We start from the raw sequence: 13,353 nt of genomic DNA on the forward strand, positions 1-13,353 counted from the left end.
TTTAACTCTAAAAACAGATTTTCATCCCAAATAATATTAGTATTTGATGTTTAAATTATGTACTTTTGAGAAATTATTTTAATAGAGATGAGCAACATAGAAGATAAGAAAAAAGCACTGGCCCTGGTGCTTGATAAGCTAGATAAAACATACGGAAAAGGAACTGTAATGACATTGGGAGATGACTCCGTAGACAATACAATAGAAGTAATTCCTTCCGGATCTTTGGGACTGGACATTGCTTTAGGCGTAGGTGGTTATCCTAGAGGAAGAATTATTGAAATATACGGACCTGAATCTTCAGGTAAAACCACATTAACTCTTCATGCCATTGCTGAAGCTCAAAAAGCAGGAGGTATTGCAGCATTTATTGATGCAGAACACGCTTTCGACAGAGGTTATGCAGGGAAACTGGGAATTGATCTGGAAAACCTTATTATTTCTCAGCCGGACAACGGAGAGCAGGCATTAGAAATTGCAGACAACCTGATCCGTTCAGGAGCAATTGATATTGTAGTTATTGACTCGGTAGCAGCTCTTACTCCAAAAGCGGAAATTGAAGGTGAAATGGGAGATTCCAAAATGGGTCTTCACGCAAGATTAATGTCTCAAGCATTAAGAAAGCTTACTGCAACTATTTCAAGAACAAAATGCACAGTAATTTTCATCAACCAGTTGAGAGAAAAAATCGGTGTAATGTTTGGAAACCCTGAAACTACAACCGGTGGTAATGCGTTGAAATTCTACGCTTCTGTAAGAGTGGATATCAGAAAAGCCAGTGCCCCTATTAAAAATGGAGATGAGGCAGTAGGAAGCCGTGTAAAAGTGAAAATTGTGAAAAACAAAGTAGCTCCACCTTTCAAACAGGCTGAATTTGACATTATGTATGGTGAAGGAGTCTCTAAAACAGGGGAAATCCTTGATCAGGCTGTAGAACAGGGAATTGTAAAGAAGAGCGGCTCCTGGTTCAGTTATGAGGAAACTAAGCTAGGACAAGGTCGTGATGCTGTGAAAGATGTATTAAAAGACAATCCCGAACTTGCTGAGGAATTAGAAAATAAAATTAAAGAAGAATTGAAAAATAAGGTGAAATAATCTTTTTTTCAATCTATAAATTAAGACAGCTTTTGGGCTGTCTTTTTTTTGCTATAATTTAAAATCCTTTAATCACATTTATCATCTGACATTCTGTCACATTCTTCTTCATGGTATTTTTTTTGAGACCTGTATAGTATAGAAAATTAAAAAACAAAAATTATTATGACTAAAGGAAATATTAATGTATCTGTGGAAAATATTTTCCCGCTTATTAAAAAATTTCTTTACAGTGACCACGAAATATTCCTGAGAGAACTGATCTCCAATGCAACGGATGCTACTTTGAAATTAAAGCACCTGACGAGCATCGGAGAAGCAAAGATTGAGTACGGAAATCCGAAGATTGAAGTTAAAATCGACAAAGAACAGAAAACTTTACGTATTATCGATCAGGGAATTGGTATGACTACTGAAGAGGTTGAAAAATACATCAACCAAGTTGCCTTTTCCGGTGCCGAAGAATTTCTTGAGAAATATAAAGATACTGCAAAAGATGCAGGAATCATCGGACATTTCGGCCTTGGTTTCTATTCTGCATTTATGGTAGCCGAAAAAGTAGAAATTCTTACAAAATCTTATAAAGAAGGTTCTGCTGTAAGATGGATCTGTGACGGAAGCCCGGAATTCACTCTTGAGGAAACCGCTGACAAAACTGACAGGGGAACGGAAATTATTCTCCACATTGCAGAAGATTCTACAGAATTTTTAGAGGAAACTAAAATCCGTGAATTGTTGTCAAAATACAATAAATTCATGCCTGTTCCAATTAAATTCGGGACAAGAACGCATACCCTTCCTTTACCTGAGGATGCTCCGGAAGATGCTGTTGCAGAAACTGAAGAAGTGGACAATATCATCAATAATCCTACTCCTGCATGGACAATTGCGCCAAATGAGCTGACGAATGAGGACTACATGAAGTTCTACCATGAACTGTATCCTATGCAATTCGAGGAACCGTTATTCAATATTCACCTGAATGTTGATTATCCTTTTAACCTTACTGGTGTCTTATTCTTCCCGAAACTGAGCAACAATTTAAATATTGACAAGGATAAAATCCAATTGTATCAGAACCAGGTATTTGTAACGGATGAAGTAAAAGGCATCGTTCCGGATTTCCTTATGCTTTTAAGAGGGGTAATTGATTCTCCGGATATTCCATTGAATGTTTCCCGTTCTTACCTTCAAGCAGATGGTGCAGTGAAGAAGATTTCTTCTTACATTACTAAGAAGGTTGCCGATAAAATGTCTTCTCTGATCAACGAAAACCGTGAAGATTATGAGCAAAAATGGAACGACATCAAGATAGTGATCGAGTACGGAATTATCACGGAAGATAAATTTGCAGAAAAGGCAGATAAATTCACACTGTACCCTACCACAGACGGAAAATATTTCCTGTGGAATGAATTAATTGAAAAGATCCAGCCTGCACATACGGATAAAAACGGTAATACAGTAATCCTTTATGCAACCAATGCAGATGAACAGCACAGCTATATTCAGGCAGCTAACAATAAAGGCTATGACGTCCTGCTATTAGACTCACCTGTGATTTCCCACGTAATCCAAAAACTGGAAACTTCAAAAGAGAAAATCTCATTTGCAAGAGTGGATGCAGACCACATCAACAACCTTATCAAAAAAGACGAACCAGCTATTTCTAAATTAAATGAAACTGAAAAGGAGTCTTTAAAGAAAGACGTGGAAGAAGCTGTAAAAGATGCCAAATTCACGGTACAGCTTGAAGATCTTGACAGCAATGATGCTCCGTTTACGATCACACAGCCAGAATTCATGAGAAGAATGAAGGAAATGCAGGCAACCGGCGGTGGCGGTATGTTCGGAATGGGAGGTTTCCCAGAGATGTATAATCTGGTAGTAAACTCGAACAGCGAACTTTCAAACCAAATCTTAAAGACAGAAAATTCTGAAGAAAAGGAAACGCTGATTAAATATGCTCTTGACCTGGCAAAGCTTTCACAGAATCTACTGAAAGGAAAAGACCTGACAGATTTTATCCAAAGAAGTTATAAACAGCTGGAAAAATAACAAAATAGTACAGAATTGAATAAGGCTGTTCTCTTATAGGGAACAGCTTTATGCTTTTTAAGTCTAGAGATTGGGTTAACAGCAAAAATGTACCTGCAATAAAATTTTTAATAATAGCCTTAATGATTCAAGCAAAAACTATAGACTAGCTTGATATTCTAAACTTTTCCAGCGTTTTTGATTAAATTCTGCCGTTCACTGCATATTTTTTCTCTTTTTTATTGTACACATTGTGCTTTTTTTCCATTTTTGTATAAAATGTAGGATATGCAAAAAGAAAAATTACGCGTTATCAGAAAACAAAAAGGCTATACTCAGCAGCAGATAGCTGATATTATCGCGACTGATGTATCCAACTACAGCAGAAAGGAAAGTGGTGATGTAAAGATCGTAAGGGATGAATGGGAGAAGATTGCCCGTTTTTTAGATGTTTCGGTAGAAGATATTTATGAGGATGAAGAAGCTAAAGTTGTGATCAATAATAACCATCCTGTGTACAATGATCAATCCTCTTCATCATCAGGAGTGATCACTCAGTTTCATAATATTTCAGCATCTATTATTCAGAACCTACAGGATTATATTGCCCTGCTGAAAGAGGAAAATGAGAAATTAAAAGAAGAATTAAGAACACCAAAAGGAAGAAAATAAGGTTGTAGTTTTAGAGATCAGCCCGTTTTTTCTGTATAAATTTTAAAATCCTTTAATACTCAATAGTATCAAAGGATTTTTTATTGTGAATACCTTTTAATTCTCCCATCTTTTTGCAAGCAAAACCCCGCGATGTGAATTCTTAACTGAACAGTAAAGTTAATCCTAAATCTCCTCAAGTGGATTCCAGAACAGTTTTTTGAAATCTTTTATTCTCAAATTTTCAACGGTAATGCCTTCTGCTTCCAGTCTTTTTTGAAATTCAGGAACTGATAATACTCCTGAACTGGATATGACACGATGTGCGGGTACATCTTCCGGGCATCCTCCCATCGCCTTCCCTACATGACGGGAGTGATTTGGATAACCTACCGCCTTAGCTATGGCACCATAAGAGGAAACTCTTCCTTTCGGGATAAGTCTTGTAATCTCATAAATCTGTTGTTTAAAAATTTCATCCATAACTTAGCGATCTGTTTTATCGTGTTGAAAAATAGGCTTTAAAAACATCTTTCTGCATCATTTTTGGACTCTAAACCATTCAATGATGTCTGATTTTAAATATTAAAGATATGAAAAAAACATTTTTTAAGCTGCTGAATGCAGTCAATAAAAAGCTGCTTCCAAAGTTGAGTAATAAAGACCCGAACAAACTTACTAAAATTGAGAAAGGAATTCTGGCCTACCGGTATTTTGTGCTGATAAATTCGCTTGACTGACCTTTATGCAGAGGGAGGAATAGAGGGCAGCATATCGGAACGAAATGGAGCCCGTAGCAGCCTGCTGTGAATCATGAAATAACGAGAGCGTACTTATAAAAAGTATTTATGGTGCTATTTCTTAATAGTTTTTATTTTGAAATAGGTTATCATTGATTTTAAGAACATTAAGTTGGGCTTCGCTAATGACAGTACAGAAAACAAAAACGCTCCAAATAAATTGAAGCGTTGATATTTTATAAGTTTATTCTTAAGAATTTTCTAAGATGTAAGAGAACATCAATGGCGCACAGATCGTAGCATCACTTTCAACGATGAATTTCGGTGTCGTGATATCCAGTTTACCCCAAGTAATCTTCTCATTCGGAACTGCTCCTGAATATGAACCGTAAGATGTTGTAGAATCCGAAATCTGGCAGAAATAAGACCAGAAAGGAATATCATGCATTTCCATATCCTGATACAACATCGGCACTACACAGATCGGGAAATCTCCTGCAATACCTCCTCCGATCTGGAAGAATCCAACTCCTTTTCCTGCCGAATTTTTGGTATACCAGTCAGCAAGGTATGTCATATACTCGATTCCCGATTTCATAGTTGTTGCAGTAAGTTCACCTTTGATACAGTAAGAAGCGAAGATGTTCCCCATGGTAGAATCTTCCCATCCCGGAACTACAATCGGCAGGTTTTTCTCAGCTGCAGCAATCATCCATGAGTTTTCTCTTGGAATTTCATAATACTGCTCAAGAACCCCTGAAAGGATCATCTTGTACATGAATTCGTGCGGGAAATAACGCTCACCTTTAGCTTCTGCATCTTTCCAGATCTCAACGATATGCTTCTGAAGTCTTCTGAAAGCTTCTTCTTCCGGAATACATGTATCTGTAACTCTGTTTAATCCTCTTTCCAAAAGGTCCCACTCATCCTGTGCCGTAAGATCTCTGTAATGCGGAACTCTTTCGTAGTGAGAGTGTGCCACAAGATTCATTAAATCTTCTTCAAGGTTGGCTCCTGTACAAGAAATAAAATCAACTTTTCCCTGACGGATCATTTCTGCAAGGATCTTTCCCAATTCAGCAGTAGACATCGCTCCTGCTAAAGTGATCATCATTTTTCCGCCATCTTTAAGATGTGCAACATACCCTTTAGATGCATCTACCAATGCAGCTGCATTGAAGTGCAGGTAATATTTCTCTATAAATTCAGAAATCGGTTTGCTCATTTTTTTAATTTTTGCAAAGATAAAACTTAAAAACGGAATGAAACATGCGTACTTAAAGAAACTCTTGCCTGAACATTCTTTTTTAACAAATGATAAGAATAGCCTTAGCCATCAAGATTATAAAAAAAGTACAGCCTAAGCTGTACTTCATATAGATACACAGGATTACCCGTGCCAAGATTCTACTTTTAAGATTTCTATTTTCCTTTCTCCATCCCTGAAAGGCCAGTCGATGATATCTCCTACTTTATACCCAACCGTTGCCAGCGCAATATCAGATAAAATGGAATGCTTATTTTTTGCCGGTTTCGCTTTCGCGGAGGCTACAAAAATATATTCGTGTTCAAAATTCTGAGTATGATCTTTGATTGTTACTTTTCTGTCAACAGTCACTACATCAGCTGGAAGCTCTCTTCTTAAAACCTGTTTGGCTTTTCTCAGTTCTTCTGTAAGCTTTTTTTCTTCGGGTATGCTTACTTTTTTTCTTCTGAGTGTATCTTTTATAGCATCATAAATTCCGGTAGTTACAATAATATGATTGGACATTTTTTAATTTTTAAAGTAATGGGATGCAGTCACTCCATGATCCAATGCAGGATGTGAGACCTCGTCAGTCTTTCCCCTGTAGAAAACCGCAAAAAAATAATATGTGAAATTCGTTGGAATGTATTCCCTGCCCAGGATCCTGACAGGGCCTAATTAATAAAGTCCTTGGAACTTTTAAGAAAAGAATCTTTATGAAGGTACAGCAACGACAGCAAAAGGCCATTAGAGTGGCAGTCTGCAGATAAAGAAATAGTTGCTGTCATATTTAAATATTAATAATACTCTAAGATAGTCAAAAATCCTGACATGCGGAAAAAGCTTCTTACAAATTCCACATTCTGAACCCCACAACTTTCATTCCGAATCTCAAATCCCTAAAACTTGAATTTCCTGTTCTCCTTTTTTTCAGAAATTTTCTTTTTGGTGTCCAGGCGTTTTTGTTTTTGTCCCTTTGACGGTTTTGTTGCCAGTCTTTTCTTTGGAACAATTAAAGCTTTATCGACTATTTCAATAATTTTCTCAATTGCCTTATTCTTGTTCATCAGTTGAGTTCTGCTCTCGGATACGGTAAGGAACAGATATCCTTCAGCATTGATCCTGTTTTTTAATTTAGTTTGGATCAGCTCCTTCTGATAGTCATTAAAAAATTCAGATTCAGCAACAAGCCAAAGAACCGTAACGGAAGTTTCCACCTTATTTACGTTTTGTCCTCCTGCTCCACTGCTCCGGGAAGTTTTAAAGCTTAGTTCTTTTGAGAAGTCTTTCATGTTTTTATATTTTTAGATTCACGAACCAGGAACCAAGGTATACAAGATGCCGGATAAAAATTATAAACCTTCAGCTATTATTTTTTGCAATTCTATTCTATTGACTTTACCGTTTGGGGTTCTTGGAATCTTTTCTGTGAAAATGATTTCTTTAGGTTGATGGAAGTTTTTTTCAAAAGGTATTGCTGATATTTTTGATTTAAATTCAGCAGATACTTCTCCTTCTATAACCAGTATCAATTTCTGTCCCAAACTTTCATCTTTTATTCCGATAAAAACCGCCTCATTAGGAATCTCTTTTTTTACTAAAGCTTCCAATACTTCAGGGAAAATCTTGGCCCCTCCGGAATTAATGACATTGTCTATTCTCCCGAGAAATTTAAACTCTCTTTCATTTCTAATTTCAACTAAATCATTAGTTTGCAGAACCTCAGCATTCACATCGGGAGCAAAGATCTTCAGACAGCCTCTTTCGTCCACGCTAACGGAAACATTTTCGAAAGCTGTGAAATAATCTTCCGGTTCCGGCATTATCTGTTTAAGGGCAATATGTGAAAGAGTCTCGGACATTCCATAGGTTTCAAAGATACGGATATCCCTTAATCTTTCATTTTGGGCTATTTTTTTCTTTAGTGACTCTGAAACAGTTGCTCCCCCAATGATCAGGTTCTTTATCAAATGAAGATGTTCCAGTGAATTTTCCACCTGAAGCGGAGTCATTGCACAGAAATCTATTTCTTCGTTCAAATATTCAACAGGTTTTAATGACGGATTCGAAACGATAAGCTTTAATTTTCTTTCAATGGAACGAACAACCATCATTTTACCTGAAATATATTCTACAGGCAAACATATTACTGCTTTATCCCCTTCTTTCAGCCCTAAAAAATTACAGGTCATCACCGCAGAATTCACCATTTTCTTTTTTTCGATTTCAAAAACTTTCGGTGCCCCTGTAGAACCCGAAGTTTGAACTTTTACGGTATATCCATCAGAAAACCATTCGTCCAAAAAATTTTTAATTTTCTGTTCGAAATCTGTTTGAAAGGATAAATTATTAATATTGAGATTATTGAAGTCTATCAGCATGATTGGGGTTAAATAAAAAGCAATGTAAATTTAAAAAAAACTTTAAAAAATTCTTGTATCTAAACAAAAAAGCTGTAAATTTGCCTCACCAAAATAAAACAGACCTATAGTGTAACGGTAGCACTCCGGTTTTTGGTACCGTCAGTCGGGGTTCGAATCCCTGTGGGTCTACAAACCATCCTTTTTAAGGGTGGTTTTTGTTTTTTGGGGATTCAGACTTTTATTATTTTTAAGCTCATCTCACAATCAACCGGAATCCAGCTTTAAAAGTACAGCACAAAAAAACAAGATCAGGTCAAAAATAAGGCTTAATTCATTGGATTTTCTCCAAACAGCTCTTTGTGTGTAAAGAAAAAAATTGTAGATTTGCACCACCAAAAAATAAAAATAGACCTATAGTGTAACGGTAGCACTCCGGTTTTTGGTACCGTCAGTCGGGGTTCGAATCCCTGTGGGTCTACAACTAAAAGAAAAACCACTTGAAAATCAAGTGGTTTTTCTTTTCCCGTCAATATACTTATTTACAAAAAGTAATTTCAAAATATTACCTATATCTTTCTTACAGGGTTTCCAAAAATATATTAAAAAACATTGCTAAAAATATTAAGTTACCCTATATTTTTTCTTCCATTTGGCAATACTATTGCGGCTTAATTTAAATTTTATAGCAATCTGAGTATTGTTGAGCTTATATTCTTTTTGATATTCAATAATTTCCTTTACCGTTTGTTCACAGTAAGAACGAAGCTTTTGATTGAAAATAACCGCTTCTTTATCCTGCTCTCCAAATATTATTTTATTCAGTGCAATAATATCCAAAGTGGAAAGCATTTTCTTGTTTAATATTCCCTGGCATACAGATATCTTATGTGGATATTTTCTATCTAAAATATCAGTATAAATTTTTTTATAATCAGGAGCATCATTCATATCTTCATTGTTTTTTAGAATTACTATATTTACTAAGCCATTTGTAAAGAGTGGTTTTTGGAATTTTATATTCTCTTATGACCTGTGCTTTGGATTTTTCTCCACTCTCTACAAGACCGAGAATAAATTCGATGATTTCTTTTGTATAAATATTTTTTCTGAAAGATGGGAGTTGTGTAACCCCATTATTGTATTCCATAGACGCCTGTGGCGAATAGAAAATAAGATGCTGAGAGTATAGTCTGAAAAAGTCATACTCTAATAGCTTACTCCATTTTAATAATATATCTGCCTCTAAAGATTGCTTTTCATACATTTTTTCAATATCCTCTTCAGGACATTTAAGAAAATTACATATCCTTTTTATATTGATGTTGCATTCTAAAACTCTCTGCCTGATTAATTGTCCGATATATATTTCTTTAAGATCTGGTCCCATATTTTTAAGTTATATGAAAGCCTCCATTTTGTAAATAAGAATTGATGAGTGGAGGCAAAAAATTAATATTATACTCTTGACTTGATGGATTCACTTATACTTTAAAGTATTGTATCACTTTTTGGTGAGATGAACCTGGATCTTGTTGTACAGTCAGGCCCGATAGATTTGCAATTTTACATGATTATAATAAGTGAAACAAAAAACCAGACTTTACTTATATATTACAGCTTCTACATTTCAATCAGGAGCAATACAAAATATTACTTTTAAAATCAATACAATGCAAACAGTCAGCGCTCCGGAATTATCTTATCTCATGGCTTAAAGTATGTAAAAATCACGGAAAACAATAATAATATGTGACATGTAACACCTATGTAATATGTCATTTTAATCATTCATCTTCTTAAATCTATAACATTGTCGGAAAAACACAGATTCCTATAATTAATAAGAAATTCTGTTCATAGAGACTGTACTTGAAAAGCTGAAGCCAATGGATGAATTAAACACTTAAGAACGAATAAAAAAAATTAAGAATAAATCAAACAATTAATCATTTTATGATTAATTTTGTATATATAAATTTATTTTAACTGAAATAAAGACACAAAACATTTAATATGATGAAATTTTTTATTTTCTTTTTCCCATTATTAATATTTGCACAACAAAAAATTACCCCTCAGTATATTGATGCGGAATATGATAAAGCAGAAACCTTTCGTAAAGAAGGAAAATATAATGAATATGTTAAAAAAAACCTGATTCTCCTAAAGGAATCCAGAAAGACAAACTACTCTAAAGGAATTGCGCTAGGTTATTTACATCTTGCTGGCAGTTATTCATATGCAAAGGATTATAAAAAGGGATTAGAGTATCTAAAACTGGCAAGGAATGAAGAATATGCAGATAATAATCCGGAATTTCAAATTTTAATTAAAAGATATCTAGGCTTTAATTATTATAATATGGGGCTTTATCAGGAAGCCATTACTGCGTTTAAAGATGTTGTGTCCTTATCAGATGAACTTCCGGCAGATACTTCAAAATATTTTAAGTCGGCTGCTTATATTGAAATGGGGATCGTTTATAAAGATCAGAATAAACTGGATTCTTCCGGAATATCTTTGAGGAAAGGGCTTACTATTTTACGGAATAGAAAAATAACGTCCGAATCAAAAGTAACTTTAATGATCTATTCTTTAGTACTGATTGAAATCGATGTTTATGAAAATAAAATTGATTCGGCTGAAATAAAACTTAAATCACTTGAAGCCAATGCAACAAAAATTCTCGGAAATTATAACTTCCAGCTATATAAAGTAAAAGGCCTGATCCATGAGCATAAAAAAGAGTATGATTCAGCTATTTCATATTATCAACAGGCAATCCCATTAGCTAAAAACGTCAGGAATGTTACTCAGATCCAATGGCTGTATAATGCCATCTCCAACGTGTATCAGAAAACAGGTGATAAGGATTCGGCTGAAAAATATTTCCAAAAGTATACAACTATTAAGGATAGTCTGGCCAATGCTAAACAACCTGCTATTGAAAATACAGTAAAAGAATTAGTTAATCAAAAAGAAAATGAAATAAAAACCAAGAGTAAATTTCTGGTTTATATAATATGGATTGGAGCTTTTGGTATCATTCTTTTTATTCTATTGGCTATAAAAAGAATACGCAGAAAAAATAAAATTTTGGATGTAAAAGAACAGGAAACCCAGGCATTAAACAAAAAACTTAATCTTGCTTTTGAAGAGGTTGTACGACTTGCAAAAAATAACGACCCTGAATTCCTTACAAGATTTCAGGAAGTGTATCCTAATTTTTTTCCAAAATTATTACAAATAGAACCCCAATTACAAAATAGTGAATTAAAATTTTGTGCTTTACTGTTTCTAAATTTTTCTTCTAAAGACATAGCAACTTATACATTTGTTCAGCCACAATCTATACAAACCAGAAAGAACAGATTGAGAAAAAAGCTGAATATTCCCTCCGAAGAAGACATTTACATCTGGATGAAAAATATTAGCAGTCAATAATGTACTTACTCTTAGCAACTCAATACTACTAATAGTTCCTTTATTTAGTTAAGTTTCGTCGAGAAAAATTTTAATTTTTTAGAGAAATCTAATGATAAGATCAACTTTCCATACATTATTTTTCCGGCCAATAAGCCGGATGTGGAAAATACTCCCTTTATTAGTCGGATCAATTTAAAGTCACTTAATAATGATATTCAACCGATTACAATAATGTAACACCTATGTAATAGGTGTTTTTTATTGAATAAACAAGTCTATCACTCAAATTTGCACCCCCATACCCAAATATGTTAAGAATGGATAAAACATAAATGATTCTAAAAACACAATAATAACAAAAAACAATTTCTTACAGATGAAAAACAAAATTTCGATTTTAGCAGTAGCCCTTGTACTGCCAGTATGTATGTATTCTCAAGTGGGTATTTTAACGGACAAACCACATAGTACCCTTGATCTGGGCACTAAAATTGGCAACAGTGTCACTGATGGTGCAGGTAAAAAATTGGCTATTTATAATAATACAAACGGTACAGACTTTTATGGATTGGGGGTCAGCCCGAACTTCCTGCAATTTTATGTAAATTCTGCACCTGCCAACACTCTACCGGCTATGATACTTAAAAAATACCAGACTGATTTTCATCAATTGGGTATTAATACAACCAATCCCCATAATGTAATTGATTTGGGGCCTACAATGGGGAATATTGCAGATCCTTTGAGTAAGAAACTCGCTGTTTACAACAGTGCGGACGGAAATGATTTTTACGGTTTAGGGGTCAGCCCGTCTGTCCTTCAGTTTCATGCAGGAACAGTATCTGATCAGGCTCCGGCTATGATCGTTAAAAAGTATAAGACTAATTTTTATCAGTTAGGCATTAACACAACCAATCCTCATAATGTAATTGATATGGGACCTACAATGGGGAATATTGCAGATCCGGACAGTAAAAAGTTAGCTGTTTACAATAGTGCGGACGGAAATGATTTTTACGGGTTAGGAGTCAGTTCGTCTGTCCTTCAGTTTCATGCAGGAACAGTTTCAAATCAGGCTCCCAATATGGTCCTTAAAAAGTACCAGGATAATATCCATCAACTAGGCATTAATACAACTAATCCCCATAATATAATTGACCTGGGTTCTACGATGGGTGGTATTGCAGATCCGCTGAGTAAGAAACTGGCCATTTTCAACAGTGCAGACGGAAATGATTTCTACGGTTTAGGAGTTAGTCCTGGTACTCTTCAGTTTCATGCCGGAACCGTGAACAATCAGGCTCCCCATATGGTGCTTCAAGACAATGGACGTCTTGGTATTGGCACGTCTGCTCCTACTTCTACACTTTCAGTAAACGGGACAGCAGATAAACCTGGCGGAGGAAGCTGGGAAACTTTTTCAGACAGAAGGGTAAAAAAAGATATTAAAGATTTCAAAGACGGATTAAACATCATTAATCAGCTTAAGCCTGTGAGCTATAAATACAATGAAAAATCCGGATATAAGGATTTGAATAAAGAGTATGTAGGGTTCATAGCACAGGATGTAGAAAAAGTGGCACCCTATATGATCAATGTAATAGATGATACCGCAAAAAGTGGTTTGCCAGATAAAAGAGAATTAAATGAAAGTGCTCTTACCAAAATACTGGTTAATGCAATACAACAACAGCAACTAGAAATAGATGAGCTTAAAAAAGAAATCTCAGAGATAAAAAAACATAATTAATGGATGCTAAAGCACTTACTACTTCATTAAAGTAAACTTTAGGTA

The 13,353-nt window shown here is 34.9% G+C and carries 13 protein-coding genes and 2 tRNA genes; 8 read left to right on the plus strand and 7 right to left on the minus strand.

Translation table 11 applies throughout. The features are described 5' to 3' along the window. The first annotated feature begins 87 nt into the window (after positions 1 to 87). From recA to J2T03_RS18440, 3 genes are all read left to right on the plus strand, one after another. Positions 88 to 1,095, plus strand: coding sequence for a recombinase RecA (gene recA, locus J2T03_RS18430; protein WP_306845023.1), 1,008 nt, complete (start codon positions 88 to 90; stop codon positions 1,093 to 1,095). A gap of 165 nt (positions 1,096 to 1,260) precedes the next feature. Further along, positions 1,261 to 3,153, plus strand: coding sequence for a molecular chaperone HtpG (htpG, locus tag J2T03_RS18435; RefSeq protein ID WP_307220795.1), 1,893 nt, complete (start codon positions 1,261 to 1,263; stop codon positions 3,151 to 3,153). A gap of 267 nt (positions 3,154 to 3,420) precedes the next feature. Then, entirely contained in the window at positions 3,421 to 3,804 is a 384-nt protein-coding gene (locus J2T03_RS18440) for a helix-turn-helix transcriptional regulator (RefSeq protein ID WP_306845026.1), read from the plus strand. A gap of 165 nt (positions 3,805 to 3,969) precedes the next feature. On the opposite strand, the gene J2T03_RS18445 is transcribed toward J2T03_RS18440, so the two are convergent. Next, complete coding sequence (locus J2T03_RS18445) at positions 3,970 to 4,266, minus strand: MGMT family protein (protein WP_072922467.1); 297 nt, start codon at positions 4,264 to 4,266, stop codon at positions 3,970 to 3,972. Between the two features lie 110 nt (positions 4,267 to 4,376). On the opposite strand from J2T03_RS18445, the gene J2T03_RS18450 reads away from it, so the two are divergent. Next, positions 4,377 to 4,523, plus strand: coding sequence for a hypothetical protein (locus J2T03_RS18450; protein ID WP_307220796.1), 147 nt, complete (start codon positions 4,377 to 4,379; stop codon positions 4,521 to 4,523). 250 nt (positions 4,524 to 4,773) lie between these two features. On the opposite strand, the gene J2T03_RS18455 is transcribed toward J2T03_RS18450, so the two are convergent. The 4 genes from J2T03_RS18455 to J2T03_RS18470 all read right to left on the minus strand — a co-directional run bounded on the left by J2T03_RS18455 (position 4,774) and on the right by J2T03_RS18470 (position 8,150). Further along, complete coding sequence (locus J2T03_RS18455) at positions 4,774 to 5,748, minus strand: deoxyhypusine synthase family protein (protein ID WP_306845031.1); 975 nt, start codon at positions 5,746 to 5,748, stop codon at positions 4,774 to 4,776. A 165-nt stretch (positions 5,749 to 5,913) separates the two neighbouring features. Beyond that, positions 5,914 to 6,294 (minus strand): GreA/GreB family elongation factor, encoded by a 381-nt coding sequence (locus J2T03_RS18460; RefSeq protein WP_306845033.1) that lies wholly within the window; start codon positions 6,292 to 6,294, stop codon positions 5,914 to 5,916. Positions 6,295 to 6,668: 374 nt separating this feature from the next. Next, positions 6,669 to 7,061, minus strand: a complete 393-nt coding sequence (gene arfB / locus J2T03_RS18465; RefSeq protein WP_307220798.1) for an alternative ribosome rescue aminoacyl-tRNA hydrolase ArfB — start codon at positions 7,059 to 7,061, stop codon at positions 6,669 to 6,671. A 60-nt stretch (positions 7,062 to 7,121) separates the two neighbouring features. Beyond that, positions 7,122 to 8,150 (minus strand): AMP-binding protein, encoded by a 1,029-nt coding sequence (locus tag J2T03_RS18470; RefSeq protein ID WP_307220800.1) that lies wholly within the window; start codon positions 8,148 to 8,150, stop codon positions 7,122 to 7,124. Positions 8,151 to 8,250: 100 nt separating this feature from the next. Between J2T03_RS18470 and J2T03_RS18475 the strand changes: the two genes are divergently transcribed. Both J2T03_RS18475 and J2T03_RS18480 read left to right on the plus strand, forming a co-directional pair. Continuing rightward, positions 8,251 to 8,321: transfer RNA gene (locus tag J2T03_RS18475), tRNA-Gln, on the plus strand. A 218-nt stretch (positions 8,322 to 8,539) separates the two neighbouring features. Continuing rightward, positions 8,540 to 8,610, plus strand: a tRNA-Gln gene (locus J2T03_RS18480). A 143-nt stretch (positions 8,611 to 8,753) separates the two neighbouring features. On the opposite strand, the gene J2T03_RS18485 is transcribed toward J2T03_RS18480, so the two are convergent. Continuing rightward, the gene (locus tag J2T03_RS18485) at positions 8,754 to 9,080 is read right to left on the minus strand and encodes a helix-turn-helix domain-containing protein (RefSeq protein WP_307220802.1); all 327 of its coding nucleotides are present in this window, start codon (positions 9,078 to 9,080) and stop codon (positions 8,754 to 8,756) included. Between the two features lie 4 nt (positions 9,081 to 9,084). Continuing rightward, positions 9,085 to 9,519, minus strand: coding sequence for a helix-turn-helix domain-containing protein (locus J2T03_RS18490; protein ID WP_306845038.1), 435 nt, complete (start codon positions 9,517 to 9,519; stop codon positions 9,085 to 9,087). A 626-nt stretch (positions 9,520 to 10,145) separates the two neighbouring features. On the opposite strand from J2T03_RS18490, the gene J2T03_RS18495 reads away from it, so the two are divergent. Both J2T03_RS18495 and J2T03_RS18500 read left to right on the plus strand, forming a co-directional pair. Beyond that, complete coding sequence (locus J2T03_RS18495; RefSeq protein ID WP_307220803.1) at positions 10,146 to 11,576, plus strand: tetratricopeptide repeat protein; 1,431 nt, start codon at positions 10,146 to 10,148, stop codon at positions 11,574 to 11,576. Between the two features lie 358 nt (positions 11,577 to 11,934). Further along, positions 11,935 to 13,308 carry a tail fiber domain-containing protein gene (locus J2T03_RS18500; protein ID WP_307220805.1) on the plus strand — a complete coding sequence of 458 codons (1,374 nt, stop codon included), beginning with the start codon at positions 11,935 to 11,937 and terminating at the stop codon, positions 13,306 to 13,308. The last annotated feature ends 45 nt before the right edge of the window (positions 13,309 to 13,353 follow it).

Source organism: Chryseobacterium lathyri (genome assembly GCF_030812195.1).
GTDB classification, from domain to species: domain Bacteria; phylum Bacteroidota; class Bacteroidia; order Flavobacteriales; family Weeksellaceae; genus Chryseobacterium; species Chryseobacterium lathyri_A.

What these genes read in the sequence shown, in the direction of transcription:
- recA (WP_306845023.1), top strand. Translation starts at nt 88, where the DNA reads ATGAGCAACATAGAAGATAAGAAAAAAGCACTGGCCCTGGTGCTTGAT.
- J2T03_RS18460 (WP_306845033.1), bottom strand. Translation starts at nt 6,294, where the DNA reads ATGTCCAATCATATTATTGTAACTACCGGAATTTATGATGCTATAAAA.
- J2T03_RS18450 (WP_307220796.1), top strand. Translation starts at nt 4,377, where the DNA reads ATGAAAAAAACATTTTTTAAGCTGCTGAATGCAGTCAATAAAAAGCTG.
- J2T03_RS18495 (WP_307220803.1), top strand. Translation starts at nt 10,146, where the DNA reads ATGATGAAATTTTTTATTTTCTTTTTCCCATTATTAATATTTGCACAA.
- htpG (WP_307220795.1), top strand. Translation starts at nt 1,261, where the DNA reads ATGACTAAAGGAAATATTAATGTATCTGTGGAAAATATTTTCCCGCTT.
- J2T03_RS18500 (WP_307220805.1), top strand. Translation starts at nt 11,935, where the DNA reads ATGAAAAACAAAATTTCGATTTTAGCAGTAGCCCTTGTACTGCCAGTA.
- J2T03_RS18455 (WP_306845031.1), bottom strand. Translation starts at nt 5,748, where the DNA reads ATGAGCAAACCGATTTCTGAATTTATAGAGAAATATTACCTGCACTTC.
- J2T03_RS18440 (WP_306845026.1), top strand. Translation starts at nt 3,421, where the DNA reads ATGCAAAAAGAAAAATTACGCGTTATCAGAAAACAAAAAGGCTATACT.
- J2T03_RS18445 (WP_072922467.1), bottom strand. Translation starts at nt 4,266, where the DNA reads ATGGATGAAATTTTTAAACAACAGATTTATGAGATTACAAGACTTATC.
- J2T03_RS18490 (WP_306845038.1), bottom strand. Translation starts at nt 9,519, where the DNA reads ATGGGACCAGATCTTAAAGAAATATATATCGGACAATTAATCAGGCAG.
- J2T03_RS18485 (WP_307220802.1), bottom strand. Translation starts at nt 9,080, where the DNA reads ATGAATGATGCTCCTGATTATAAAAAAATTTATACTGATATTTTAGAT.
- J2T03_RS18470 (WP_307220800.1), bottom strand. Translation starts at nt 8,150, where the DNA reads ATGCTGATAGACTTCAATAATCTCAATATTAATAATTTATCCTTTCAA.
- arfB (WP_307220798.1), bottom strand. Translation starts at nt 7,061, where the DNA reads ATGAAAGACTTCTCAAAAGAACTAAGCTTTAAAACTTCCCGGAGCAGT.